The 25123-nt window shown below is 71.4% G+C and carries 21 protein-coding genes; 16 read left to right on the top strand and 5 right to left on the bottom strand.

Annotated elements, in window-relative coordinates; genetic code table 11:
- Window positions 1-90: 90 nt before the first annotated feature.
- The 3 genes from ABZ887_RS20460 (at window position 91) to ABZ887_RS20450 (ending at window position 4642) form a co-directional block, all read left to right on the top strand.
- Window positions 91-1287: an argininosuccinate synthase gene (locus ABZ887_RS20460; RefSeq protein WP_361291275.1), complete on the top strand. Its 1197-nt coding sequence runs from the start codon at window positions 91-93 to the stop codon at window positions 1285-1287.
- A 98-nt stretch (window positions 1288-1385) separates the two neighbouring features.
- Entirely contained in the window at window positions 1386-2816 is a 1431-nt protein-coding gene (gene argH, locus ABZ887_RS20455; RefSeq protein ID WP_361291272.1) for an argininosuccinate lyase, read from the top strand.
- A 389-nt stretch (window positions 2817-3205) separates the two neighbouring features.
- Window positions 3206-4642, top strand: coding sequence for a hypothetical protein (locus ABZ887_RS20450; protein ID WP_361291269.1), 1437 nt, complete (start codon window positions 3206-3208; stop codon window positions 4640-4642).
- Between the two features lie 15 nt (window positions 4643-4657).
- Here ABZ887_RS20450 and ABZ887_RS20445 read toward each other — a convergent pair whose 3' ends face one another.
- Window positions 4658-5413, bottom strand: coding sequence for an HAD family hydrolase (locus ABZ887_RS20445; RefSeq protein ID WP_361291266.1), 756 nt, complete (start codon window positions 5411-5413; stop codon window positions 4658-4660).
- Between the two features lie 179 nt (window positions 5414-5592).
- Between ABZ887_RS20445 and ABZ887_RS20440 the strand changes: the two genes are divergently transcribed.
- The 3 genes from ABZ887_RS20440 to ABZ887_RS20430 all read left to right on the top strand — a co-directional run bounded on the left by ABZ887_RS20440 (window position 5593) and on the right by ABZ887_RS20430 (window position 8720).
- Entirely contained in the window at window positions 5593-6564 is a 972-nt protein-coding gene (locus tag ABZ887_RS20440) for an aldo/keto reductase (protein ID WP_361291263.1), read from the top strand.
- Window positions 6565-6645: 81 nt separating this feature from the next.
- Window positions 6646-7197: a helix-turn-helix domain-containing protein gene (locus tag ABZ887_RS20435; RefSeq protein WP_361291260.1), complete on the top strand. Its 552-nt coding sequence runs from the start codon at window positions 6646-6648 to the stop codon at window positions 7195-7197.
- A complete protein-coding gene (locus tag ABZ887_RS20430; RefSeq protein WP_361291257.1) occupies window positions 7194-8720 on the top strand; it encodes an MFS transporter in 1527 nt (508 codons plus the stop codon). Before ABZ887_RS20435 ends, ABZ887_RS20430 begins: the two co-directional genes overlap by 4 nt.
- An 81-nt stretch (window positions 8721-8801) precedes the next feature.
- On the opposite strand, the gene ABZ887_RS20425 is transcribed toward ABZ887_RS20430, so the two are convergent.
- Both ABZ887_RS20425 and ABZ887_RS20420 read right to left on the bottom strand, forming a co-directional pair.
- Window positions 8802-10454, bottom strand: coding sequence for a multicopper oxidase family protein (locus tag ABZ887_RS20425; RefSeq protein ID WP_361291254.1), 1653 nt, complete (start codon window positions 10452-10454; stop codon window positions 8802-8804).
- Between the two features lie 207 nt (window positions 10455-10661).
- Window positions 10662-11333: a lysophospholipid acyltransferase family protein gene (locus ABZ887_RS20420; protein ID WP_189264697.1), complete on the bottom strand. Its 672-nt coding sequence runs from the start codon at window positions 11331-11333 to the stop codon at window positions 10662-10664.
- A 324-nt stretch (window positions 11334-11657) separates the two neighbouring features.
- Between ABZ887_RS20420 and ABZ887_RS20415 the strand changes: the two genes are divergently transcribed.
- The 3 genes from ABZ887_RS20415 to ABZ887_RS20405 all read left to right on the top strand — a co-directional run bounded on the left by ABZ887_RS20415 (window position 11658) and on the right by ABZ887_RS20405 (window position 13959).
- Entirely contained in the window at window positions 11658-12836 is a 1179-nt protein-coding gene (locus ABZ887_RS20415; protein ID WP_361291251.1) for a glycerophosphodiester phosphodiesterase, read from the top strand.
- 74 nt (window positions 12837-12910) lie between these two features.
- Window positions 12911-13417 (top strand): sigma-70 family RNA polymerase sigma factor, encoded by a 507-nt coding sequence (locus ABZ887_RS20410; protein ID WP_361291248.1) that lies wholly within the window; start codon window positions 12911-12913, stop codon window positions 13415-13417.
- Between the two features lie 44 nt (window positions 13418-13461).
- The gene (locus ABZ887_RS20405; RefSeq protein ID WP_361291245.1) at window positions 13462-13959 is read left to right on the top strand and encodes a GNAT family N-acetyltransferase; all 498 of its coding nucleotides are present in this window, start codon (window positions 13462-13464) and stop codon (window positions 13957-13959) included.
- A gap of 115 nt (window positions 13960-14074) precedes the next feature.
- On the opposite strand, the gene ABZ887_RS20400 is transcribed toward ABZ887_RS20405, so the two are convergent.
- Both ABZ887_RS20400 and ABZ887_RS20395 read right to left on the bottom strand, forming a co-directional pair.
- On the bottom strand, window positions 14075-14494 hold the full coding sequence (locus ABZ887_RS20400; protein ID WP_361291242.1) for a hypothetical protein: 420 nt from the start codon (window positions 14492-14494) through the stop codon (window positions 14075-14077).
- 1 nt (window position 14495) lies between these two features.
- Complete coding sequence (locus tag ABZ887_RS20395; RefSeq protein ID WP_189264692.1) at window positions 14496-14855, bottom strand: hypothetical protein; 360 nt, start codon at window positions 14853-14855, stop codon at window positions 14496-14498.
- 69 nt (window positions 14856-14924) lie between these two features.
- Between ABZ887_RS20395 and ABZ887_RS20390 the strand changes: the two genes are divergently transcribed.
- From ABZ887_RS20390 to cobT, 7 genes are all read left to right on the top strand, one after another.
- A complete protein-coding gene (locus ABZ887_RS20390) occupies window positions 14925-15581 on the top strand; it encodes an HAD family hydrolase (RefSeq protein ID WP_361291238.1) in 657 nt (218 codons plus the stop codon).
- Between the two features lie 377 nt (window positions 15582-15958).
- A complete protein-coding gene (locus ABZ887_RS20385; protein ID WP_361291235.1) occupies window positions 15959-16993 on the top strand; it encodes an ATP-binding cassette domain-containing protein in 1035 nt (344 codons plus the stop codon).
- Window positions 16994-17013: 20 nt separating this feature from the next.
- Window positions 17014-17724 carry a methionine ABC transporter permease gene (locus ABZ887_RS20380; protein WP_361291571.1) on the top strand — a complete coding sequence of 237 codons (711 nt, stop codon included), beginning with the start codon at window positions 17014-17016 and terminating at the stop codon, window positions 17722-17724.
- Between the two features lie 70 nt (window positions 17725-17794).
- Window positions 17795-18631: a MetQ/NlpA family ABC transporter substrate-binding protein gene (locus tag ABZ887_RS20375; protein ID WP_361291232.1), complete on the top strand. Its 837-nt coding sequence runs from the start codon at window positions 17795-17797 to the stop codon at window positions 18629-18631.
- A gap of 158 nt (window positions 18632-18789) precedes the next feature.
- The gene (locus ABZ887_RS20370) at window positions 18790-19419 is read left to right on the top strand and encodes a GNAT family N-acetyltransferase (protein ID WP_361291229.1); all 630 of its coding nucleotides are present in this window, start codon (window positions 18790-18792) and stop codon (window positions 19417-19419) included.
- Between the two features lie 114 nt (window positions 19420-19533).
- Window positions 19534-20760, top strand: coding sequence for a precorrin-6y C5,15-methyltransferase (decarboxylating) subunit CbiE (gene cbiE, locus ABZ887_RS20365; protein WP_361291226.1), 1227 nt, complete (start codon window positions 19534-19536; stop codon window positions 20758-20760).
- 344 nt (window positions 20761-21104) lie between these two features.
- On the top strand, window positions 21105-24875 hold the full coding sequence (gene cobT / locus ABZ887_RS20360) for a nicotinate-nucleotide--dimethylbenzimidazole phosphoribosyltransferase (protein ID WP_361291223.1): 3771 nt from the start codon (window positions 21105-21107) through the stop codon (window positions 24873-24875).
- Window positions 24876-25123: the final 248 nt, after the last annotated feature.

Genomic DNA, 25123 nt, shown 5'->3' with positions numbered 1-25123 from the left:
CATCTGTTCGACGAACCCCGTCGGATTGACGAATCATGCAGAGCTCTGCATACTCATGCATAGCAAGTGGATGTACGGGAGGAGGGACCCATGACCGAGCGCGTCGTACTCGCCTACTCCGGCGGGCTGGACACCTCCGTCGCCATCGGCTGGATCGCCGAGGAGACGGGCGCCGAGGTCATCGCCGTCGCGGTGGACGTCGGCCAGGACGGCGAGGACCTGGACGTCATCCGCAAGCGCGCCCTGGCCTGCGGTGCGGTCGAGGCGGAGGTCGCCGACGCCAGGGACGAGTTCGCCGACGAGTACTGCCTCCCGGCGATCAGGGCCAACGCCCTCTACATGGACCGCTACCCGCTGGTCTCCGCCCTCTCCCGCCCGGCGATCGTCAAGCACCTGGTGGCCGCCGCCCGCAAGCACGGCGCCACGACGGTCGCCCACGGCTGCACCGGCAAGGGCAACGACCAGGTCCGCTTCGAGGCCGGCATCGTCGCCCTCGCCCCCGACCTGACCTGCATCGCACCGGTCCGCGACTACGCGATGACCCGCGACAGGGCCATCGCCTTCTGCGAGGCGAAGCGCCTGCCGATCGCGACCACCAAGAAGTCCCCGTACTCCATCGACCAGAACGTCTTCGGCCGCGCCGTCGAGACCGGCTTCCTGGAAGACATCTGGAACGGCCCGATCGAGGACATCTACGAGTACACGCAGAACCCGGCCACCCCGCGCGAGGCCGACGAGGTGATCATCACCTTCGAGGCGGGCGCCCCGGTCGCGATCGACGGCAGGCCCGTCACCGTCCTCCAGGCGATCCAGGAGCTCAACGAGCGCGCGGGCGCCCAGGGCGTCGGCCGCATCGACATGGTCGAGGACCGCCTCGTCGGCATCAAGTCCCGCGAGGTGTACGAGGCCCCGGGCGCGATCGCGCTCATCACGGCCCACCAGGAGCTGGAGAACGTCACCGTCGAACGCGAACTCGCCCGCTACAAGCGGCAGGTGGAGCAACGCTGGGGCGAACTCGTCTACGACGGCCAGTGGTTCTCCCCCCTCAAGCGCGCCCTGGACGGCTTCGTCAACGAGGCCAACCAGCACGTCACCGGAGACATCCGCATGACCCTGCACGGCGGCCGGGCGGTTGTCACCGGCCGCCGCTCCGACTCCTCCCTCTACGACTTCAACCTCGCCACCTACGACACCGGCGACTCGTTCGACCAGGCCGCGGCCAAGGGCTTCATCGACATCTACAGCCTGTCGTCGAAGATCGCCGCGCAGCGTCAACTGCGGGCGTAGCCCGACGGGACCTGGCTTGGCGAGTAGCGTGACAACCGCCTCCCCGTTCATGGCCGGGGAGGCGGCGCCACATCCGTATCTCTCTAGGAGCAACGCAAGTGAGCAGCAACAGCGGTGACGTCCGGCTCTGGGGCGGCCGTTTCGCCGACGGTCCCGCCGAGGCCCTGGCGAAGCTGTCCGCGTCCGTCCACTTCGACTGGCGGCTCGCGCCCTACGACATCGCCGGTTCGCGTGCCCACGCGCGCGTGCTGCACAAGGCGGGCCTGCTCACCGAGGACGAACTGACCCGCATGATCGAGGGCCTCGACCAGCTCGAAGCCGACGTCGCCGCGGGCACCCTCGTCGGCACGATCGCCGACGAGGACGTCCACACCGCCCTGGAGCGCGGCCTCCTCGAACGCCTCGGTCCCGACCTCGGCGGCAAGCTCCGCGCCGGCCGCTCCCGCAACGACCAGGTGGCGACCCTCTTCCGGATGTACCTCCGGGACCACGCCCGCACCATCGGCGGCCTGATCGCCGACCTCCAGGACGCCTTCGTCGGCCTCGCGGAGGCCCACCCGGACGTGGCGATGCCCGGCCGTACCCACCTCCAGCACGCCCAGCCGGTCCTCTTCGCCCACCACGTGCTGGCCCACGTCCAGTCCCTGTCCCGGGACGCCGAGCGGCTGCGCCAGTGGGACGAGCGCACGGCCGTCTCCCCGTACGGCTCCGGCGCTCTCGCCGGCTCCTCCCTCGGCCTGGACCCGGAGGCGGTCGCCGCCGACCTCGGCTTCGAGCACGGCAGCGTCGCCAACTCCATCGACGGCACGGCCTCCCGCGACTTCGTGGCGGAGTTCGCCTTCATCACCGCGATGATCGGCGTCAACCTCTCCCGGGTCGCGGAGGAGGTCATCATCTGGAACACGAAGGAGTTCTCCTTCGTGACCCTGCACGACGCGTTCTCCACCGGCTCGTCGATCATGCCCCAGAAGAAGAACCCCGACATCGCGGAGCTGGCCCGCGGCAAGTCCGGCCGGCTGATCGGCAACCTGACGGGTCTGATGGCCACCCTCAAGGCCCTCCCGCTCGCCTACAACCGCGACCTCCAGGAGGACAAGGAGCCGGTCTTCGACTCCTGCGACCAGCTGGAGGTCCTGCTCCCCGCCTTCACCGGCATGATGGCCACCCTCACCGTCAACCGCGAGCGCATGGAGGAACTGGCCCCGGCCGGCTTCTCCCTCGCCACCGACATCGCCGAGTGGCTGGTCAAGCAGGGCGTACCGTTCCGCGTCGCCCACGAGGTGGCCGGCGAGTGCGTCAAGGCGGCGGAGGCCGAGAACAAGGAACTCGACGAGCTGACCGACGACCAGTTCGCGAAGATCTCCGCCCACCTGACCCCCGAGGTGCGGACGGTCCTCAACGTCCCGGGCGCCCTCGCCTCCCGCAACGGCAGGGGCGGCACGGCCCCGAGCGCGGTGGCGGTCCAGCTGGCGGAGGTCAAGGCGGACGTGGCGGCACAGCACGCCTGGGCGGCGGCCAGGACGGCCTAGCCCAGCGCATCGTGAAGGGCCCGGACAGGTCGTCTGTCCGGGCCCTTCACGCTGTCCGGTGACAGAGACCCGGCTCCGACCGGAGAACCCGGAGGCCCGGAGAACCCGGCGGGACCGAGAGAACCCCCATGCGCCCCGGAAGCCGGGCCCCCGTCCCCCGTCTGGCCGCCGGCCTCGCCCGGATCGGCGGCCTGTGTGTACCGGGCGCGGGCCAGGAGGGACGGCCGGCCCGACCGCCGCCGATGCCCCTCCCGGGCATCTCCCCCCCACCTGTTCGAATTGACACCGGGCTATCAGGGCCTCGTACTGAGTCAGGAGCCATTTGCGGGCAAATATGCCTCTTTGATGTACTCCGTCACCCCCCCATCCCACCCCTCCATGGAGCCGCCATGACGGTGCAGCCACAACAAGCGACCATGCCGACGGTCCTGGTGTTCGAGGGCGATCCCGGTGGAGATCCCCTGCACATCAACATGCCCGTACCGCATCCCGTCCCCCATCTGGACACCCAGCCCTTCCCGACGGCGATCGCGGCGACCGCGCCGCAGCCGGACAGTGCCGGGCCCGGCACCGAGGCGTTTCGCTACTGGGTCGCGGCGGACTCGCTCAGCCGGGCCGGCCAGACCTGGGGTCCGCTGGTGCCGACCGGAACGAAGTGGCATCCGCAGGTCGGACGCGCTCTCACGGCGCACCTCGACGCGGGCGACGACCTGAACGCCTTCTACGACCGCAAGGGCCTCTGGTTCTTCCGCCGGGTGGTGGCGGGCGTCAACGTCGCCGCGTGCGAGAGCAGCGAGGTCGTCCAGCACGAGGAGGGGCACGCCGTCCTCGACGCCCTGCGCCCCCAGTTGTTCAACATGGCGAGCGCGGAGACGGCCGCCCTGCACGAGGCGTTCGGTGACATCAGCGCCCTGCTGGGCTCTCTCCATCTGGAATCGCTGCGGACCGCGGTACTCGCCGAGACGCAGGGCGACCTCGAACTGTCCTCGCGGGTGTCCAGGACGGCCGAGCAGCTGGGCTGGGCGATTCGCCAGGGGCACCCGAGCGCCGTGGACCCGGACTGCCTGCGCAACCTGGCGAACAACTTCTTCTACCGCGACCCGGTGCTGCTCTCGCCCAGCGAACCCGCGAGCAGGCTCTCCAGCGAGCCGCACTCGTTCTCCCGGGTGTTCAGCGGCGCGTTCCTGAAGATCGTTGCGGGAATCTTCCGGCAGCAGGACCTGCAGGACCAGGCCGGTCTGGGCAGGGCGGCCGAGATCGCGGGACAGCTGCTGGTGGACGCGGTCGTCGCCGCACCCGTGGTGTCCGCCTACTACGCGCAGGTCGCGGCTCACATGATCGCCGCGGACCATCGCCGCAACGGCGGCCTGTACGGCCAGTCCCTGCGCTCGGCGTTCATCCGGCACGGCATCCTCTCCCTGGAGGCCGCCGCATCCGTCACCGAGCCGGAGGTGGCACGCCGAGGCGCCGGAATCGCCGAGGCGACGCCGGGCGGTGGAGACGACGAGGGTCTGACGCCCGTCACGGTCCAGGGGGCGACGTACGGCGTCACCCAGCCGCTCACCCTCGCCGCCCCGGCGCAGGAGCGGCGTTTCGGTGTCGCGGGCTCCGACCCCGCCGGCGGCTCGGTGCGGCCCTCCGACCCCGAGCGCGTCGCGACCTCGTACCTCGAGGACCTCTTCCGCCGCGGCCGGGTCCACGTGCCCGAAGACCACCGCTCCGCCACGTCGTTCGCCGACGACAGCCCCTCCCGGCTCAAGACGCACGAGATCACGCGCAGCACGACCGGCGAGGGCCTGGCCCTGGTCCGGCGGTGCTTCGACTGAGTCCTCGGACCGCGTTCACCGGACAAAACGCAGGCGACGGACGGTGAGCCGTCCGTCGTCCTCGCGTGTGACCACATGCGTCGTCCCGGGTGTCGGCTGCTCGCCCTCGAAGACCGCCTCGCCGCGGGCCAGCAGGTCGCCGGCGAACTTCTCGGCCTCCGCCAGCTCCTCCACCCCTCCCTGCACGTCCACCGTGAAACCGGCGCGCTCGAGCGCTTCGGTGCCCCGCGTGGTCGCCGTGGCCACCACGATCCGCTGCGAGACGACCCGCACGGGAACGGCCTCGGTGCTGCTCATGGCCGCGGTCAGCGCCGACTGGTCCGTGCCGTCCGGCAACTCGATCCGCACCCGGAACACCGGACGGTTCTCCATCGCGGCCACGGTGAACACCGGGTGCGTCGCGGTACGCATCCCCGCCTCCCGGGCGAACGCGCGCTCCCGGACGTTCTCGCCCACGAAGACACAGTCGTCGGCTGTCGCACCCCCCGTGCTCGCGACCGCCCGGTCGAAGATCTCCCGGCTGTCCTTGACGCCCCAGTGCACCAGGGCCTCGTCCGTGAAACGGCCGGGGAACGCCTGCGCCAACGCGCCCGCTGCCCGCGCTACGGCACCGTCGCCCGAACCGGGGTTGGAGATGATGCCCATGCGTACCTCGCCGAGGGCGTCGAGCACGGCGATGACACGGGGCAGAGGTTGCAGTCTCAGCGAGCCGTCGGGGTCCGCCTGGGGATCCGCAAGGGTCTCGCCGATGTCGAAGAAGATCACAGACATGGTGAGTGCCTCCCCATGGTGAACGCTTTCGAGTCGGGACCGCCGGAGTGAAATCGGTGCGGGCGTGACGTGCGACGGCGGCTCCCGGCGCGGGGCCGAACCCCGCGGGGCTGGGTAGATTGGTGCGAGATCCCGCTCCTGGGGTGGGATCCCCTTCGCCGACCGTGCCGGGAGCCCCCATGCCGTTCAGCCGCCTGGCCACCGTGACCACGCCCACCGCGCACATCGGCCTCGGCCTCGCCGCGGTCGGCCGCCCCGGCTACATCAACCTCGGCCGCGAGGCCGACCTCGGCGAGGACCGCAGCGTCGACGCCCTCCGCACCCGCACGCACGAACTCCTCGACGCCGCCTACGCCCAGGGCGTCCGCTACTTCGACGTGGCCCGCTCCTACGGCCGTTCCGAGGAGTTCCTCGCCGACTGGCTGACCGCCCGGCCCGGCGTCACCGACGTCGTCGTCGGCAGCAAGTGGGGCTACACGTACACGGCCGGCTGGTCGGCGGACGCCGAGACGCATGAGGTCAAGGACCACAGCGTCCAGACCTACGACCGTCAGCGCGCCGAGACCGCCGAACTCCTCGGCGACCGCCTCGACCTCTACCAGATCCACTCGGTGACCCCGGACAGCCCCGCCCTCACCGACAAGGAACTCCACGCCCGCCTCGCCGAGGCCGCGGCCACCGGCCTCACCATCGGCTTCTCCACCAGCGGCCCCGCCCAGGCGGACGCCGTCCGCGCGGCCTTGGCCGTCACGGTCGACGGCGAGCCCCTCTTCCGTACCGTCCAGTCGACGTACAACGTTCTGGAGACCTCGGCGGGACCGGCTCTCGCCGAGGCCCACGACGCCGGGCTGACGGTGATCGTGAAGGAGGGCATGGCCAACGGCCGCCTGGCTGCTCCGCACGCGCCCGACGCCGTGCGGGCCGTGGCCGAGGAGACCGGCCTGGGCTGCGACGCCGTCGCCCTCGCGGTCGCACTCCGGCAGCCCTGGGCCGGCGTCGTCCTCTCCGGTGCGGCCACGGTCCCCCAGCTCGCCTCCAACCTCCACGCGGCCGTGGTCGACCTCGACGCGGACCAGCTGACCCGGCTCGCCGCCGTGACCGAGGACCCGCGCACCTACTGGGAGCGGCGCGGCAGCCTGGCCTGGCACTGACCCGGCCTCTGAGCCGTCCCACTGCGATACACGCATGCCAATAATGAGACAACAATGTCTCACATGGGCTACTCTTGTCTCATGGCCCTCGATCGCGACCACGTCCTGCGCAGTGCAGCCGCCCTGCTGACCCGCAAATCCACCGCGACCATGGACGAGGTCGCCAAGGCCGCCGGGATCAGCCGGGCCACCCTGCACCGGCACTTCGCCGGGCGGGACGCGCTGGTCCGTGCGCTGGAGGCGCTCGGCATCGAGGAGTGCGAGGCGGCCCTGGACGCGGCCCGCCTGGACGAGGGCCCCGCGGCCGACGCCGTACACCGCCTGGTCCGCGAGATCGAACCGGCCGCCGGCCTGCTCGCCTTCCTCTACACAGAGAACCAGCTGTTCGAGGGCGAGGGCCAGAACCAGGGCTGGACCCGGATCGACGACCGCATCGCGGCCCTCTTCCGGCGCGGTCAGCAGACCGGTGAGTTCCGTATCGACCTCGCGCCCGCCTGGCTCACCGAGGCGCTGTACGGCCTGCTGGCCTCCGCCGCCTGGGCGGTCTCGGAAGGCCGCGTCGCCCGCAAGGACTTCACCCACATGATCGTCGAGCTGTTGCTCGGCGGCGCACGACGAAGAGAGGAATCATGACCAGCACCCTGCAGCCGGCGCGCGTCGCGGAGGCGGAGGAGAGGCGTCCGGGCCGCTGGCTCGCGCTCTCCGCCCTCGTGCTCGCCGTGCTGCTGGTGGCCGTCGACGCGACCGTCCTCGGTCTCGCGACCCCCTACATCAGCGAAGACCTCAACCCCTCCGGCACCCAGCTGCTCTGGATCGGCGACGTCTACTCGTTCGTCATCGCCGGCCTGCTGGTCTCCATGGGCAGCCTCGGCGACCGCATCGGCCGCAAGCGGATCCTGCTCGTCGGCGCGACGGCGTTCGGCGCGATATCCGTCCTGAACGCGTACGCGACGACCCCCGGGATGCTGATCGCGGCCCGCGCCCTGCTGGGCGTCGCGGGCGCGACCCTGATGCCGGCCACCCTCGCCCTGATCCGCAACCTCTTCCACGACCCGCGCGAGCGCAGCCTCGCCGTCGGCATCTGGGGCGCGGCGGCCTCGGCCGGCACGGCCGTCGGCCCGATCGTGGGCGGCTTCCTGCTGGAGCACTTCTGGTGGGGCTCGGTCTTCCTGATCAACCTGCCGGTGATGGTGGTCCTGGTCCTCGTCGGCAGCCGGACGCTCCCCGAGTCCCGTAACCCAGCTCCCGGCCCGTGGGACCTGATCAGCGTCGTCCTGTCACTGGTCGGCATGATCGCTGTCGTGTACGCGGTGAAGGAGGCCGCCACCCATGGCCTCACCGGAGTGACCGCGACCACCGCCCTGCTCGGCACCGCGGCCCTCTACGGCTTCGTCCACCGTCAGCTCACCATGCCCAAGCCCCTGCTGGACATGCGGCTGTTCCGCAACCGCGGCTTCAGCGGCGCGGTCCTGGCCGACCTGCTGACCGTGCTCGGCATGTCGGGCCTGGTGTTCTTCCTCTCCCAGTACCTGCAACTGGTCCAGGGCAGACGCCCGTTCGAGGCGGGCCTCGCCGAACTCCCGGCCGCGGTCGGCGCGGTGGCGGCGGGCCTGGTGGCCGGCCGGGCGGCCCGCCGCCACTCGGTACGGGCGGTGGTCTCCGGCGGTCTCGCGGCCGTCGGCGTGGCCCTCGCGGCCCTGACCACCCTCGCGCAGTCCACCGGCTACCCGATCCTGGGCGCCGCCCTGCTGGTGGTCGGCGCCGGAGCGGGCTTCTCCTTCACGGTCACGGCGGACGTCATCCTCTCCAGCGTCCCCAAGGACCAGGCGGGTGCCGCCTCGGCGGTCTCCGAGACGGCGTACGAACTGGGCGCGGCGCTCGGCATCGCTCTGCTCGGCTCGATCGTGACGGGCGTCTACCGGGGCTTCGCGGCCCCGCCGGGCACCCCGGCCGCCGCCCGCGAATCGCTGGGCGCGGCGGTCGAGGCATCGACCACCCTGCCGGCCCCCACGGCGACCGCGATGCTGACAGCGGCCCGCGACTCCTTCACCCAGGGCCTCCACCTGGCCTCGGGAGCAGGCGCCGCGGTCCTGCTGGCGACGGCGGTGGCGGCGTGGTTCCTGCTCAAGAACCAGAAGCTGGAAGACGCCGGGTAGGCGCAACTTCCCAGGGGCGCGGGGAACTGCGCGAGAAACCACGACGCGCCCGCGCTCCAAAACCACCGAAGCCCCCACTCCTCACTTCTGATAACCGAGCACCGTCATCATCCCGCTCTCCGAGTGGTACTGGTTGTGACAGTGCAGCATCCACAGCCCCGGATTGTCGGCATCGAAGTCGAGCACCAGCTTGCGGTGCGGCAGCACGATCGTCGTGTCCTTGCGCGCCCCCTCCGAGCTGATCCCGCCGACCGAGAAGGTGTGCCCGTGCAGATGCATCGGGTGCCACATGTCGGTCGCGTTGATCAGCGTCAGCCGCACCCGCTCACCGGCCCGCACCGCATGCCGTTCCCGCACGTCGTACGTCTTGTGGTCGAACCCCCAGTCGTACTTCTGCATCGTCCCCGTGATCCTGATCCGCAGGTCGCGGTCGGGAACCCGGTCGTCCATGGCGACGGACTCGGCCGGCAGCAGGCGCCGCGCGGGCACGATCTCGCGGTCCAGTTCGGCAGGGCGGACATCCGGCGCGGGAAGGTTTCTCCCCTTGTCGGTGCGGAGGATCGCGAGCGCCTTGCCCTTCTTGCCCTCGGCGAGCGCGACGAGCGGGAAGACGCCGTCCTTGGCGGTGACGAGGACGTCGTACCGTTCGGCCATGCCGACGAGCAGCGCGTCGGTCTTCTTGTGCTGCACGGGATAGCCGTCGGTGTGGGTGACGGTCATGGCGTGGCCGCCGAGCGCGACCCGGAAGGCCGTCTCGGAGCCCGCGTTGATGATGCGGATCCGGACGCGGTCGCCGGGGCGGCAGCGGAAGACGGAGGGGTCGGTGCGCAGCCGCCCGTTGGCCAGGTAGTGCGGGTAGGCGACGTTGCCGCCCTCGCCGTGCAGCATCTGGCTGTGCGAGTTGCGCAGCACCCGGTCGGGGCCCGTCGGCTTCTTGGACCTGGACTTGGACGGTGACGCGGACGGCGATGCGTGCGCGTGCGCCGATCCGTGCGGGCTCGGGCTGCCGCGGCCGGGGCCCATGCCCATACCCATGTCCATCCCCATGGACCCGCCGGGCTTGAGCTGGTCGAGCACCTGCTCGGGGTTGGAACCGCTGATGTCGTCGACCCAGTCGTCCAGGACGACGATCCACTCCTGGTCGTAGGCGAGCGGCTCCTTCGGGTCGTCGACGACGAACGGCGCGTAGAGGGCCCGGTCGGGCTGCATGCCGACGTGCGAGTGGAGCAGATACGTGCCCGGGTGGGAGGCGACGAACCGGTAGATGAAGTCCGTGCCCGGCGCGATGGGAGGCTGGGTAAGATCCGGAACACCGTCCATGTCGCAGCGCAGCCGCACCCCGTGGGCGTGCAGCGTGGTCTTCTCGGGCAGCTGGTTGGAGAGGGTCAGACTGAGGACGTCACCGGCGGTGACGCGCACCAGCGGCCCCGGCACCGACTCGTTGTACGCCCAGCTGTGGACCGACCGCCCACCCAGGTCCAGCATGCTCTTGGCAGCCGTGAACTTGATCATGCGGACGGGGCCGGACCCGCGCTTCCGCTCGGCCGCGAGCACCTCTGGGTCCGACGGGTTCACATACCCCCTGGGCCCCTGCGGGACGAACGCCGCGGTGCCGGCCGTGTGCTGGGGGCCGGAAGTGGGTTCGGAGCCGGAGTCGGAACATGCCGCAAGGAGCCCCGCCCCGGCGGCAGCGAACGGAGCACGGAGCAGGGTACGCCGAGAAGGTTTCTGCATGTCTGAATAAGACATGCTGTGTGCTCATATGGGCGGTAAATGCGGACGAATGACCGAAGTGTCGGAGCAGATTCCACCGGCAGGCGGACGCCGGACGGACGCCGGACGGATGTCAGGCAGATGGCAGACAGAAGGGCACGGACCACGGTCCGTGCCCTTCCTCCGAAAGAGTGTCAGCCGGCCCTCACCGTGAGCCGGCGCTCGTCGTCAGGCGGCCTTCGCCTTCGTGGCGTACATGTCCACGTACTCCTGCCCGGACAGCCGCATCACCTCGGCCATCACCGAGTCGGTCACGGCCCGCAGCACGTAGCGGTCCCGGTCCATCCCCTCGTACCGGGAGAACTCCATGGCCTCGCCGAACCGGACGGTGACCTTGCCCGGCCGCGGGATGCCCGCGCCGCCCGGCTGCAGCTTGTCCGTGCCGATCATCGCGAACGGCACCACCGGCGCGCCGGTCATCAGCGTCAGCCGCGCGATGCCGGTACGGCCCCGGTAGAGCCGGCCGTCGGGGGAGCGGGTGCCCTCCGGGTAGATCCCGAAGACCCGGCCCTCGTCCAGGACCCGCTTGCCGGTCATCAGCGCGGCGACCCCGCCGCTGGCGCCGTCGCGGTCCACCGGGATCATGCCGACGCCGGTGAAGAACCAGGCCATCAGCCGGCCCTTGAAGCCCTTCCCGGTGACGTACTCGTCCTTGCCGATGAAGAACACCTGCCGCTTGCTCACCAGCGGCAGGATCATCGAGTCGATGAAGGTGAGGTGGTTGCCGGCGAGGATGACCGGGCCGTCCCCCGGGATGTGCTCCACGCCCTCCACCTGGGGGCGGAACATCAGGCGCATGATCGGTCCGAGCACTGCCTTGATGAGCGCGAAGCGGGACAACGGGTCCTCCGATGTCGAGGGGCGGCATGAGTCTGTGCAGGTGAGGAGATTACTCGCGGCTCCGGGGGAAGCGCACATCGGGTACGGCCGGTTCACCGAGGTCTTACGTACTGTTGACGCTGGTTTACCTGCGGTGACACTCCGGGGGCGGGCCGTAACGAGCTCGCGACGATGTGACGGAAGTCGCCGACGGACCGTCATGACTCGCCGTCCAGCAGCCATACGACGTCACCCGGCCGTTGGGCCGACGGTCTCCCTTCGGTCACGTCCGCAGCCCTACGATCAGCCGGCATCAAAGGGCGAAGGTCAGGCAGGAGAGCGCTCATGAACACCCATGACTCGAACGAGCGAACGCAGACGAACGGCACGACCGGACGGCGGGCGCTGCTCGGCGCCGCGGTGCTCGGCGCGGGCGGCGCGGTCCTCGGACTGCCCGGCGCGGCGAGAGCGGCCGAGGCCAGGCAGTCCGGCCACGGCGGCCTGAGCAGCCTGCCGAAGCCGGCGATCATCGGCCACCGCGGCACCAGCGGCTACCGCCCCGAGCACACCTTCGGCTCCTACAACCTGGCCCTCGACCTCGGCGCCGACATCGTCGAGGCCGGCGACCTCGTCCCCACCAAGGACGGTCACCTGGTCTGCCGCCACGAGCCGGAGATAGGCGGCACCACGAACGTCGCCGACCACCCCGAGTTCGCCGACCGCAAGACCACCAAGACGCTGGACGGCGTGCCCACTACCGGCTGGTTCACCGAGGACTTCACGCTCGCCGAGCTGAAGACGCTGCGCGCGATCGAGCGCATCCCGGCCAACCGCCCGCACAACACGATCTACAACGGCCGCTGGGAGATCCCCACCTTCGAGGAAGTCCTCAAGTGGCAGGACGAGCAGACCCGCAAGCGCGGCAAGCAGGTCTGGATCTACCCGGAGGCCAAGCACCCCACCTACTTCCGCAGGCTCGGCCTCGGCGTCGAGGAGCGGATCGCCAAGCTGCTGCGCAAGTACGGCAAGGACAAGCGGAACTCGCCGGTCATCGTCCAGTCCTTCGAGCCGACCAGCATCCAGCGCCTCAACAAGCTGATCGACAACCCGCTGGTGGTGCTGCTCTCCGCCGCGAGCACGCAGCCCTACGACTTCGTCGCGACGGGTGACCCGCGCACGGTCGCCGACCTGATCACGCCGAAGGGCCTGCGGGAGATCGCCGGTTACGCGCAGGGCATCGGCCCGACCGTCGACCTGATCATCCCGAAGGACGCCGGCGGCAACTTCACCACGCCGAGCACGCTGGTCGCGGACGCGCACAAGGTGGGGCTGATCCTGCACCCCTACACCATGCGCAACGAGAACCCCTTCCTGCCGCCGGCCTACCGCAACGGCACGGCCGCCGACGCCTACGGCAACGTCTTCCCCGTCTTCCAGAAGTACTTCGAGACCGGCATCGACGGCGTCTTCACCGACAACGCCGACACCGCCCTGCTGGCCCGCGCCGACTTCGTCAACGGCTGAGCCCCCGCACCCCGTTCGGGGTGTCTCCCGGCCGCCCCGGCAACCTGCCCCGGGGCGGCCGCGTCGTTCCGCACATGACGCACGACCTGGTCGCCGCCCTGCACCCGCTGCTCACCGCCGAGGCCGCCGCAGAGGCATGTGCCTCCGGAGGCGACCCCCGCGACCTGGAGCAGACCGTCTGGCTCCGCCTCCTGGAGCGCCTCGAAACCCACGGCCCACCCCGGGCCCCCGAGGACTGGCTGCGCCGGGCGGTCCGCGCCGAGTCCCGCCGCACCCGCCGTACCGCCCGCCGGGAACGCCCCTACGCCACCGACCCCGCCGACCTCTCCACCCCCACCCCCGAACAGCGCGTCCTCACCACCGCCCGCCACCGAGCCCTGCGCGAGGCGGTGGCCCGTCTCCCCGGCCGCTGCCCCCGCCTCCTCCAGGCCCTGCTCTCCCCGAAGGACCTCACATACCGGGAGATCGCGGGGGAGTTGGGTATCTCACAGGGCAGTCTCGGCCCGGAACGTTCCAGATGTCTGGGATGTCTGCGCCGATTGTTGACGCCGGAGGTTGCGCCTCGCGAAGCGCGGGGATAGGAGTGAGAACGACAGGCGATCAGGTGAGCGGGAGGCGTGCGCACATGGGCATGAGCGTGACCATCTCGGTGGCGACCGAGCAGGATGCAGAGCAGATCTTCAGGCTCCAGTACCTGTGCTTCCAGAGCGAGGCGGCGCTGTACGGCAACTACCGCATCGACCCGCTCGTCCAGAGCCTCGACTCGGTCCGCCAGGAGCTCGCCACCGACTGCGTCTTCGTCGCCCGCCTCGGCGAGGAGGTCGTCGGCTCGGTCCGCGGCTCGGTCACCGAGGACGGCGCCGCCGCCATCGGCAAGCTCTGCGTCCACCCCCGCCTCCAGGGCCACGGCATCGGAGCCCGCCTGCTCCGTGCGGCGGAAGGAGCCCTGGCCGAGGAGCGCGGCGCCAAGAAGTTCCGCCTCTTCACCGGCCACCGCAGCGAGGGCAACCTCAGGCTGTACAGGAGGGTCGGCTACGAGACAGTAGGCACCTCAAAGGGCGCAGACGGCGTCCCGATGATCGTCCTCGAGAAGCCGGCGAGCACGTACGCGACAACGGCGTGACTTTCTAGTCCCCTTGGGTGAAGCGCCCCGTCAGGGGCGCGGGGCTGTGTTCGATTTGCGGCTACCGCCGCGCGGGCGCGACCAGCCACCACGCGCCGTCAGTCGCGCACGTGCCTCAAGCCGCTCTCTCCTGGGCGCCCTTCCGCAACCAGTACAACGCGGAAATCGGCAACAGCACAGGAATGAACACGTACCCCATCCCGTAGTCCGACCACACGGTCGCGTCCGGGAACGCCGAAGAGTCGACAAGGGTCCACGTACCCACGATCAACACCCCCGCCAGCTCGGCGGCGCAGCACACCTGCGCCACCCTGCGCGCGGTCTCGCCGCCCCGTACCAGCGTGTACGTGATGAACGCGTACACCACCCCGGCAACGGCGGACAACGAGTACGCGAGCGGCGCCCGGTCGAACTCGGTCGCGATCTGGTAAGCAGATCGCGACACGGCCCCGACGACCATCACACCGTAGAACCACACCAGCAGCGTCCCCGGCCCACTGGTCAGCCGCTTCGGCCTCTCTTCCACGGCCGTCATCTCACCCTCCCCAGATGTCATAGAGCCGCACCTCCAGCACGGCCAGCACCACACCGCCCGCGGCGACCGTCACGGAACCCCACCGCGTCCGCTCGGCGAGCGACATGAACCCCGCGGCCGGGACGCACGCGAACGCGCCCAGCAGATAGGCGACGAAGATCGTCGTCCCCTGGTCCGGCTTCTCGCCCCGCGCCAGCAGCACGATCCCGGCGATCAGCTGGATCAACGCCAGCACCGACACCACGGCCATCCCGATGAAGTGCCAGTCCTTCGTCGGCTGGTCCCGGTACGCGGCCCAGCCGCACCACGCGGCGAGCAGCAGCGCGGCGACTCCGGTCACCAGCAGCAGGGCATTGAGCATGCGGCGACCTTATTACGGCCGAAACGGCCCGATGCCGTCGCCCCTGCCGTACACCGTAGGGTCTAGACCATGACGTTCCAGACGATCCACGCACAAGCCCTCCTGTTCGACAACGACGGCACCCTGGTCTCCTCCCTCGCATCCGTCGACCGCTGCTGGACCCAATGGGCGGCGGAGTACGGCGTCACCGAGGAGTTCGCCCGAGTCGAACTGCACGGACGGCCCGCCGCGGACATCGTCGCCGACCTGCTCCCACCCGCCCTCGTGCCGGAGGCGGTGGCCCGGGTCGAGCAGCTGGAGGTGGAGGACGTCCCCAACGACGGCGTCCACCTGCTCCCCGGCACTGCCGCCTTCCTGGACTCGCTCCCCGCCGACCGCTGGGCCGTTGTCACCTCCGCCACCCGCCGCCTCGCCGAGGCCCGCCTGGAAGCGGTCGGGATCCGGCCGAAGACGCTGGTCTGCGCCGACGACATCACGCGTGGCAAGCCCGATCCCGAGCCCTACCTCCTCGCCGCCCGCCAACTGGGCGTCGACCCGGCGCACTGCGTGGTCTTCGAGGACGCCCCCGCCGGACTCCAGGCGGGCCGCGCGGCCGGTATGACCACCGTGGCGTTGGCCACAACCCACCAGGCCCACGAGCTGGACGCGGACCTCGTGGTGAAGGACCTCTCGGCCTTGTCCGCACTGGTCACGGACCACGGCATCGAGATATCGCCCCTCGGCTGAAAGGTGTCCGCCGCTGTCCAGCATGCGGACAGCGGCGGTCTGTCAGGACCGTAGGTCTGGTTTACTGCTCGCATGACCACGACGAGCGACCGCACCCCTGCGACCGAGGCGACCATGACGCCCGGTGCTCGTTGTATGTGTCGAATGTGCGCCTTCTAGAGGGCCCCCGCACCACCCCCGAGCTCGCGCCCCGAAGCGAGACAGGTGGCATGTCCGTACGACGCGACGACGCGCGTGCGTGACGCAAGCCGCCCCCCCCGCGCACATGTTCTCCCCGGTTCAGCGCCTCTGCGAGAACCGTGCCGCGTCCCTGAACGAACGCACCCGTGCGCCCGGGCACACCCACGCCCGCGCACTCGACAGTGACGGAAACCCACGTGATCACCACAACGGGCCTCACCAAGGTCTACCGCTCGCGCGGCCGCGAGGTCACCGCCCTGGACGGCGTCGATCTGCACGTCCGCGAAGGCGAGGTGTACGGCGTCATCGGCCAGTCCGGCGCCGGCAAGTCCTCGCTCATCCGCTGCGTCAACCTCCTCGAACGCCCCACCGCCGGCACCGTGACCGTCGACGGCCGGGACCTCACCGCCTTCGCCGGGCGCGGACCGCGGGCCTGCAAGGAGCTGCGGCAGGCGCGCAGCCGTATCGGCATGGTCTTCCAGCACTTCAACCTGCTGTCCACCCGGACCGTCCAGGACAACGTCGAGCTGCCGCTGGAAATCCTCGGCACGTCGGGGAAGGAACGTTCCCGCAAGGCACTTGAGCTGCTCGACCTCGTCGGGCTCGCCGACAAGGCGAAGGCCTACCCGGCCCAGCTCTCCGGCGGTCAGAAGCAGCGCGTCGGCATCGCCCGCGCCCTGGCCGGCGACCCGAAGGTGCTGCTCTCCGACGAGGCCACCAGCGCTCTCGACCCGGAGACCACCCGCTCCATCCTCCAGCTGCTGCGCGACCTGAACCGGCAGCTGGGCCTGACCGTCCTGCTCATCACGCACGAGATGGACGTCGTGAAGACGATCTGCGACTCGGCCGCTTTGATGGAGAACGGCCGCATCGTCGAGTCCGGCACCGTCAGCGAGCTGCTCGCGACCCCGGGCTCCGAACTGGCCGCCGCGCTCTTCCCGGTCGGCGGCGAGGCCTCCGGCGACGACCGCACCGTCCTCGACGTCACCTTCCACGGCGAGGCCGCGACCCAGCCGGTCATCTCCCAGCTGTCGCGCACCTACAACATCGACATCTCGATCCTCGGTGCCGCCATCGACACCGTCGGCGGCCTCCAGGTCGGCCGGATGCGCATCGAACTGCCCGGCCGTTACGAGGACAACGTGGTGCCCATCGGTTTCCTGCGCGAACAGGGCCTGCAGATCGACGTAGTGGGCCAGGAGGCCCTGCTGGTGAAGGACGGTGCCCGGTGACCTGGACTGATTGGTCTGCGATGCAGCCGCTGCTGTCCCAGGCGTGTTGGGACACGCTCTACATGGTCGGCTGGTCCACGCTGATCGCCGTCGTCGGCGGCCTTCCGCTCGGCGTCCTGCTCGTCCTCACCGACCGGGGCGGCCTGCTCCAGAACGTGCTGGCCAACAAGGTCATCGGGCAGGTCGTGAACGTCGCCCGCTCGATGCCGTTCATCATCCTGATGGTCGCGCTGATGAACTTCACCCGCTGGATCACCGGCACGACCATCGGCCGCGAGGCCGCCATCGTGCCGCTCGCGATCGGCGCCATCCCCTTCTTCGCCCGCCTCGTCGAGACGGCTGTCCGCGAAGTGGACGGCGGGCTCGTGGAGGCCGTGCAGTCGATGGGCGGCAACACCTGGACCGTGGTCCGCAAGGTCCTCGTACCGGAGTCGCTGCCCTCGCTCATCTCCTCCACCACGACCACGATCGTCGCCCTCATCGGCTACTCCGCCATGGCCGGCACGGTCGGCGCCGGCGGCCTCGGCGACATCGCCATCCGCTACGGCTACCAGCGGTTCGAGACCGAACTGATGTGGATCACCGTCGCGATCCTCGCCGTCGTCATCTCGGTCATCCAGTTCGCCGGCGACTACGCGGCCCGCTCGCTGCACCGCCGCGGCGGCCGGTCAGGACCGGTGCCGAAGCTGCGGCTGCTCAAAGCGTCCGCCGCGACCGGCGAGACCGTCTGAACCACCCTCCCCAGAACTCCCCGCACCACCCACCGCGGGGCTGCTCCACCCTTAAGGAAAGGCACTTTTCGTGCGTAACACCGTAAAGCTCACCGCCGCCGTCCTCGCCGCCGGAGCCCTCACCTTCGGGCTCACCGCCTGCGGCTCGGACAAGGACTCCGCCTCCGGCTCCTCCGACTACAGCGGACCGCTGGTCGTCGCCGCGAGCCCGACCCCGCACGCCGAGATCCTCGACTACATCAAGGACAACCTGGCGCAGAAGGCCGGACTCGACCTGCAGGTCAAGGAGTTCACCGACTACATCACGCCGAACACGGCGACCGAGGACGGCTCGGTGGACGCCAACTACTTCCAGAACCAGCCGTACCTCGACGACTTCAACAAGAAGCGCGGCACCCACATCGTGCCCGTCGTCACGGTGCACCTGGAGCCGCTCGGCCTCTACTCCCACAAGGTCAAGAGCGTCGACGCGCTGAAGAGCGGCGCGACCGTCGCCGTCCCCAACGACGCCGTGAACGAGGCCCGCGCCCTCAAGCTGCTCGCCGCCAACGGGCTCATCACCCTCAAGGACGGCGCCGGCAGCGAGGCGACCCCGCAGGACATCGCGAAGAACCCGAAGAACCTCCAGTTCAAGGAGGTCGAGGCGGCCCAGACCGCGCGCTCCCTGGACGACGTGGACGCCGCGGTGATCAACGGCAACTACGCCATCTCGGCCGGCATCAAGCCCGCCAAGGACGCCCTCGTCCTGGAGTCCGCGAAGAACAGCCCGTACGGCAACTTCCTCGCGGTGAAGAAGGGCAACGAGAAGGACCCGCGGGTCAAGAAGCTCGCGAAGCTCCTCACCTCGCCCGAGGTCAAGAAGTTCATCGAGGACAAGTACCAGGGCTCGGTCATTCCGTCCTTCTGAGCCGTCCCGCCCTTCCGGCGGCACGTATACGGCGTATCGCCACGCACGGGGTCCACTCGCTCACCACGGGTGGACCCCGTCGTGCGGTTCGGTGGTTTCATGCTGCATGCTGGGCAGTTCGCAGGCCCTGAAGGTTTCCGAAGGTTACGGAGCGGCGCATGACTAGCACCTTCCCCAACATCTCCATCAGCACGGAGCGGTTGGTGCTGCGGCCCCTCGACGAGGACGACGTGCCCGCGCTGACCGAGATGATGAACGACGAGCAGGTGGGGGCCTGGACCGGCGTCCCCCAGCCGTACGGCGAGGACAGCGCCCGGCGCTGGATCACCGAGTACGCGCCGACCGCGCGGCTCGCCGGCCGGGGCCTCGACCTCGCGGTCACCGAGTTCCTCACCCAGCGCCTGGTCGGCGTCATCCGGCTCGCCAAGGCCGACTGGCGCATCCGGTCCGCCGAGTTGTCGTACCTCATCGCCCCCTGGGCGCGCGGCGAGGGCTACGCCGCCGAGGCCGCGCTCGCCACCGCCCAATGGCTGTTCGGCGACCAGAAGTTCGAGCGCATCGAGCTGCGCACCGCCGCCGACAACACCGCCGCCCAGCAGGTGGCCCAGAAGATCGGCTGTATCAGCGAGGGCGTGCTGCGCAACGCCTGCATAGTCCACGTCCGCACCGAGGACGGCACCTGGGCGGACCTGCGCACCGACTACATCGTGTGGAGCCTGCTCCCGGAGGACCTGGAGGGCGCGGGCGAGGAACTCACCGGAAGCGACGGCTTCACCTCCTGGAACTGACGGCGACGGGGCTCGCCCCGGCACCCGCCGGACAACTCCACCAGGTACTCTCACGGAGCCCGACCCCTGGGCCCCGACCCTGACGACCTGCGAAGACTCTGGAGACTGACGACGATGGCCGACCGGGTCACGGTGATCGGCTGGGACGGCTCGCCCCTGACCGCCGCGGCACGCGGCGCGCTCGGCGCCGCCACGCTCGTCGCGGGCGCGGCCCACCATCTGGCGCTCCCCGAGGTGCCGCCCCGCGCCGAACGCATCCGCCTCGGCAGCGTCGCCCTCGCCGCCCGCCGCATCACCGGCCACCGCGGCACCGCCGTGGTGCTCGCCGACGGCGACCCCGGCTTCTTCGGCGTCGTACGGACCCTGCGCGCACCCGAGTTCGGCCTGGAGGTCGAGGTCGTCCCCGCCGTCTCCTCGGTGGCCGCCGCCTTCGCCCGCGCCGGCATGGCCTGGGACGACGCACAGGTGGTCGTGGCACACCGGCGCACCCTGCGACGCGCGGTGAATGTGTGCCGCGCCCACACCAAGGTGGCCGTCCTCACCTCACCCGGCGCCGGACCGGCCGAACTCGGCCTGCTCATGGAGGGCGTGCACCGCACCTTCGTCATCTGCGAGGAGCTCGGCACCGAACGCGAGCAGGTCTCCGTCGTCACCTCCGACAAGGCCGCCGACCACTCCTGGCGCGACCCCAACGTCGTCATCGTCATCGGCGGACCGGCCGGACCGGTTGCGGTGGGGGAGGGCGGCGGCTGGATCGCCGGCCGGGACCCGGCGGCCGGCCCGCGCGGCTGGGTGCGGCCCGACGCGGAGTACGGCGAGGGAGCCGCGCTCGGCGAAGGGGAGACTGAGCTGCTGCGGGCCGCCCAACTCGCCCGGCTGGGGCCCCGGGTGGGCGACCTGGTCTGGGACATCGGCTGCGGCAGCGGCGCGTTCGCCACCGAGGCCGGGCGCGCCGGCGCCGCCGTCATCGCCGTCGACCGGGACCTCGCGGCCTGCGTCCGCAGCGAGGCGGCCGCCCGCCGGTTCGGGGTCCAGCTCCAGATCGTGCACGGCAGCGCCCCGCACGTGCTGGAGAACCTGCCGGAGCCCGACGTGGTCCGGGTCGGAGGCGGCGGAGCGGCGGTGGTCAACGCGGTCGCCGACCGCAGGCCGCAGCGCATCGTCACGCACGCCGCCACCCGGGACGCCGCCGAACTCGTCGGCCGCGACCTGACCGAGCACGGATACCAGGTCGAGTGCGCCCTGCTGCAGTCCGTCGAACTCGACACCAGGGCCTGGACGGAGACCGAACGGAACGTCGCGTTCCTGCTCAGCGGTGTTCTGCCCGCGCGCGCCCCGTGATCCTGTTGTCATACTGCGCGCGGTAGGCTGGCCGATCGCTGCACTGCACCGGTGGCCCGGAAGTTCGTTCGTCAATGTCCGGAAAACGCGCCCCTTTTGGGGCGGGTGTGGTACGGCAGAACCGGGGACGCGCAACGTGGCGCAGTCCACAGCGGGCTGTCGCGGATCACGCTGTCGCGACGGTCGAACGGCCGGGACAATGCCACTGAATGGCTTTGTCGCCTTTTCCGGCGGGTCGTTCGTGCCGCTGGGCACGCACGCTCGTTCTTCACTGCGGGACGGTCGGTGCGCCGTCCCGGGTGAGCTGGTCGTAGAAGGCACTAACCGATGGGCGAGGGGTACGCATGACGGACACCGGCCAGGTCCCGGGCGAGGGACTGCCGGAGAGCGCAGGCATGGTGGAACAGCCGGGCGTTCCCGCGCACGGCGCGTACACCTACCTCTCCGAGTCGCCTGCCGAGGACGAAGACCTGCTGCTCCCCGGCGCCCAGGGGGCCTGGGGCAACGAGGTGCCGCCGCCGGCCCCGGAGCCGGTCGTCGAGACCGTCCACGAGCCCGGCCCGCACGAGACGGGCGGCCGGGACAGCGGCTCGGTCGACCTCACCGCCGTCCGGCTGCCCAGCTCGGTTCCGGCGTCCCCGATCCTCTCCGTGCCGCACGACCCGGCGGCCGCCCCGGCCCCGCGCCGCCCGCTGCACCTCGGCCCGCCGATCCCCGACGCCTCCACCAGCCCGGTCCGCTCCCTCGCCGACCGCGGCCCGGCCGGCGCGCCGGTACGGCAGCCGGGCCTGCCGGCGGCCGCTCCCGAGTACCTCGACGGTCAGCCGCTGCGCGAGGCCGTACCGCAGTCCGCCGCGCCCTGGGGTGCGCCGCAGACGGTGCCGCAGCCCGTGCCGCAGGTGTCTCCGGTGGCCCAGGTCGCCGCGCAGGGGCCGGCTGCCGAAACGGTTGTTCCGGCTTCGGAGACGGTTGCCGTTGCGGCTCCCGCCGTCGCTGCCGCTGCCGCTGTGTCGGAGCAGCAGTCCGCGGTCGCCCACGAGCTCCACGCTCCCGATCCGTCCGGGGCCGCCCAGGCGGCCGTCGCCCGGCTCGCCACGGCGGCGGTGGCCACGGGCCTCGCGACCGATCCGCAGCCGACGGCCATGGGTCTCGGCGTGCAGCCGGAGAACGCGTACGGACCGCAGGGCGCGGCCCAGCCGGCGGCCGGAGGCGTTCCGGTGCCGATGGCCGAACCGGCGGGCCACCTGGGATCCGAGCCGGTGGCGCCGCACGTCGCGCAGGTGCCGGAGGCCGCTCCGGCACCGCAGGCACCACAGGCTCCGCAGTTCCCGGAGGCGTCACAGACTCCGCAGGGGCCGGACGAGGTGCCGATGCAGGCGGTTCCGGCGGCCGTGGTGATTCCGGAGGCGGTACCGGCTCCCCGTACCGACACGGCACCTGGTGGGCCTGCCGGGCCCGAGACCGCACCTGCGCCGGAGGCGGCCGGTCTGCAGTTCGCGGAGCCGGTGGCGGTCACGGAGATGCCCGCCGAGGCCGTGGTGACCGAGCCGGAGCAGGCCGTGCAGGCGGAGGTGCCGGAGCAGCAGCCTGTGGCACCGGCCGTGGCCGAGCAGGTCACGGAGACCGTGGCCCCCGAGCCCGGGCCGACGCCGGAAGCCGTCGCGCCGGAAGCCGTCGTACTGGAAGCCGTCGTGCCCGAGTCCGTCCCGGCCCCGGAGGCGGTCGTGGCCGAGCCCGCCCAGCCGGTGGCCGCCGCGCCGTCCGTGCCGGTGGAGCCGGAGGAGGCTGCCGTCGAGGAGCCCGCCCCGGCAGCCCCCGCATCCGCCCTCGCCGCCGCCGTCGTCGCCGAGGCCCCGCAGCCGCTCGGGACGCCGGAGCCCCTCGCGTCGGCCGCCCCGGAAGCCGGACGGGTCGCCCCGTCGGCCCCGGCCGAGGTCCCCGTGGCCGCCGTCGTACCGTCGGCCGAGATCCCCGAGGCGCGGCCCGCCCAGCCGGTCGGGATCCCCCTCGCCGGCCCGCAGACCCAGGGCCCCGCGCCCGCCACCGAGGAGACCCCGGCGGCCCCGGAGCCCCTGGCCGCCGCGGTCCCGGCGGAACCGGCACCGGAGCAGACGCTGGGCGAGTTCGTCCCCGTCGACGGCCAGGTGCCGACCACCCCGCACCTCGCCCCCACCCCGCCCCACCCGCTGATCCTCCCCGCGCAGGACCAGGGCGGCGAGTCGCCGCCCGAGCAGGCCGTGACGGTCCCCGCGCCCCGCGAGGCCGAACCCGCTCCGCTGCCGGAGCACCCCGATGTCGTACAGCAAGCGGAGGACCTGGACACCAGGGTCGCCGACCAGGAAGAGAGCACGGCCCCCGTGGCAGAAGCACGTCAGTCCACCGGCCCGGCCGCGCCCGCCTACGACGACGCCGAGCGCGAGGCCGTCCTCAAGGTCATGCGCGAACGCCGTGACATCCGCAACGGCTTCCGCAGCGACCCCATCCCGCACGAGGTGCTGCTGCGCGTCCTGGAGGCCGCCCACACCGCGCCGTCCGTCGGCCACTCCCAGCCCTGGGACTTCGTCGTCATCCGCTCGGCCGACACCCGCCGCTCGATGCACGAACTGGCCATGCGCCAGCGCGACGCCTACGCCAAGTCCCTCCCCAAGGGCCGCGCGAAGCAGTTCAAGGAACTGAAGATCGAGGCCATCCTCGACACCCCGGTGAACATCGTCGTCACCGCCGACCCGACCCGCGGCGGCCGCCACACCCTCGGCCGGCACACCCAGCCGCAGATGGCGCCCTACTCCGCCGCCCTCGCCGTCGAGAACCTCTGGCTCGCCGCCCGCGCCGAGGGCCTCGGCGTCGGCTGGGTCAGCTTCTTCGACGAGCGCGAGATGGTCCGCGCCCTCGGCCTGCCCGAGCACCTGGAGGTCATCGCCTACCTGTGCGTCGGCTACGTCGACGAGTTCCCGGACGAGCCCGAGCTGATGCAGGCCGGCTGGTCCAAGCGCCGCCCGCTGTCCTGGGTGGTCCACGAGGAGACGTACGGCCGCCGCGCGCTGCCCGGCGAGGACCCGCACGACCTGCTCGCCGAGACCGTCGCCAGCGTCCGCCCGCTGGACGCCAAGGCGCTCGGCGAGGCCTGGGAGCGACAGAAGCGGATGACCAAGCCGGCCGGTGCGCTCGGCATGCTGGAGATCATCTCCGCCCAGCTGTCCGGCCTGTCCCGGCAGTGCCCGCCGCCGATCCCGGAGCCCGCGGCCGTCGCGATCTTCGCCGGCGACCACGGGGTGCACGCCCAGGGCGTCACGCCGTGGCCGCAGGAGGTCACCGCCCAGATGGTGGCCAACTTCCTCGGCGGGGGAGCGGTCTGCAACGCGTTCGCCGGCCAGGTGGGCGCAGAGGTGTGCGTGGTCGACGTCGGCGTCGCGACCGAGCTGCCCGCCACGCCGGGTCTCCTCCCGCGCAAGGTCCGGGCCGGCACGTCCGACATGACGACCGGCCCCGCGATGACCCGCGAGGAGGCCAAGCAGGCCATCGAGGTGGGCATCGAGACGGCCAGGGACCTGGTGGCCGCGGGCAACAAGGCGCTCCTCACCGGCGAGATGGGCATCGCGAACACGACCGCGTCCGCGGCCCTGATCTCCGTCTTCACGGGCGCCGACCCCGCCGAGGTCACCGGCCGCGGCACCGGCATCAACGACGAGACCCTCGCCCGCAAGACCGAGGTGGTCCGCCGCGCCCTGGAACTCCACCAGCCGGACCCGGCCGACCCGATCGGCGTCCTGGCCGCGATCGGTGGCTTCGAACACGCGGCGATGGTGGGCCTGTTGCTGGGCGGCGCGTCCCTGCGCACGCCGGTGATCCTGGACGGCGTCAGCGCCGGTGCCGCCGCCCTGGTGGCCCGCGCGATCGCCCCCGAGGTCCTCGCCGCATGCATCGCGGGCCACCGCAGCGCGGAACCGGGCCACGTCGCAGCCCTGAACAAGCTGGGCCTGCGCCCCCTGGTCGACCTCGATCTGCGCCTGGGGGAGGGCACGGGCGCCCTGCTCGCGCTTCCGCTGGTCCAGAGCACGGCAAGGGCCATGCACGAGGTGGCGACGTTCGACTCGGCGGGCGTGACGGAGAAGTAGAGGAGACTGCGGTCCCGCGTTCCTCCAGCGGCCGGCCGGTCGTTGGTGGCTGTGGCTGTGGCTGTGGCTGTGGCTGTGGCTGTGGCTGTGGCTGTGGCTGTGGCTGTGGCTGTGACTGTGGGCCGGGTGCGTGGGGGCCGAGCGCGCAGTTCCCCGCGCCCCTGGAGGGGCGCCGAGCGCCACCCATGGCCGATGGCTGCGGGCTGCGGGACGGCAGCACCGGGTTCCCCCCGACCGACCGGTGGTTG

It is taken from the genome of Streptomyces sp. NPDC047061 (genome assembly GCF_040643955.1).
Lineage (GTDB): Bacteria > Actinomycetota > Actinomycetes > Streptomycetales > Streptomycetaceae > Streptomyces.
This window is presented reverse-complemented; position numbering and strand designations above follow the sequence as displayed.

Bases quoted from the DNA above. Each gene is read 5' to 3' on its own strand.
- ABZ887_RS20415 (WP_361291251.1), top strand. From the start codon at position 11,658: ATGAACACCCATGACTCGAACGAGCGAACGCAGACGAACGGCACGACC.
- cobT (WP_361291223.1), top strand. From the start codon at position 21,105: ATGACGGACACCGGCCAGGTCCCGGGCGAGGGACTGCCGGAGAGCGCA.
- ABZ887_RS20380 (WP_361291571.1), top strand. From the start codon at position 17,014: ATGCAGCCGCTGCTGTCCCAGGCGTGTTGGGACACGCTCTACATGGTC.
- ABZ887_RS20370 (WP_361291229.1), top strand. From the start codon at position 18,790: ATGACTAGCACCTTCCCCAACATCTCCATCAGCACGGAGCGGTTGGTG.
- ABZ887_RS20395 (WP_189264692.1), bottom strand. From the start codon at position 14,855: ATGCTCAATGCCCTGCTGCTGGTGACCGGAGTCGCCGCGCTGCTGCTC.
- cbiE (WP_361291226.1), top strand. From the start codon at position 19,534: ATGGCCGACCGGGTCACGGTGATCGGCTGGGACGGCTCGCCCCTGACC.
- ABZ887_RS20430 (WP_361291257.1), top strand. From the start codon at position 7,194: ATGACCAGCACCCTGCAGCCGGCGCGCGTCGCGGAGGCGGAGGAGAGG.
- ABZ887_RS20390 (WP_361291238.1), top strand. From the start codon at position 14,925: ATGACGTTCCAGACGATCCACGCACAAGCCCTCCTGTTCGACAACGAC.
- ABZ887_RS20460 (WP_361291275.1), top strand. From the start codon at position 91: ATGACCGAGCGCGTCGTACTCGCCTACTCCGGCGGGCTGGACACCTCC.
- ABZ887_RS20450 (WP_361291269.1), top strand. From the start codon at position 3,206: ATGACGGTGCAGCCACAACAAGCGACCATGCCGACGGTCCTGGTGTTC.
- ABZ887_RS20410 (WP_361291248.1), top strand. From the start codon at position 12,911: ATGACGCACGACCTGGTCGCCGCCCTGCACCCGCTGCTCACCGCCGAG.
- ABZ887_RS20445 (WP_361291266.1), bottom strand. From the start codon at position 5,413: ATGTCTGTGATCTTCTTCGACATCGGCGAGACCCTTGCGGATCCCCAG.
- ABZ887_RS20425 (WP_361291254.1), bottom strand. From the start codon at position 10,454: ATGCAGAAACCTTCTCGGCGTACCCTGCTCCGTGCTCCGTTCGCTGCC.
- ABZ887_RS20400 (WP_361291242.1), bottom strand. From the start codon at position 14,494: ATGACGGCCGTGGAAGAGAGGCCGAAGCGGCTGACCAGTGGGCCGGGG.
- ABZ887_RS20440 (WP_361291263.1), top strand. From the start codon at position 5,593: ATGCCGTTCAGCCGCCTGGCCACCGTGACCACGCCCACCGCGCACATC.
- ABZ887_RS20435 (WP_361291260.1), top strand. From the start codon at position 6,646: ATGGCCCTCGATCGCGACCACGTCCTGCGCAGTGCAGCCGCCCTGCTG.
- ABZ887_RS20405 (WP_361291245.1), top strand. From the start codon at position 13,462: ATGGGCATGAGCGTGACCATCTCGGTGGCGACCGAGCAGGATGCAGAG.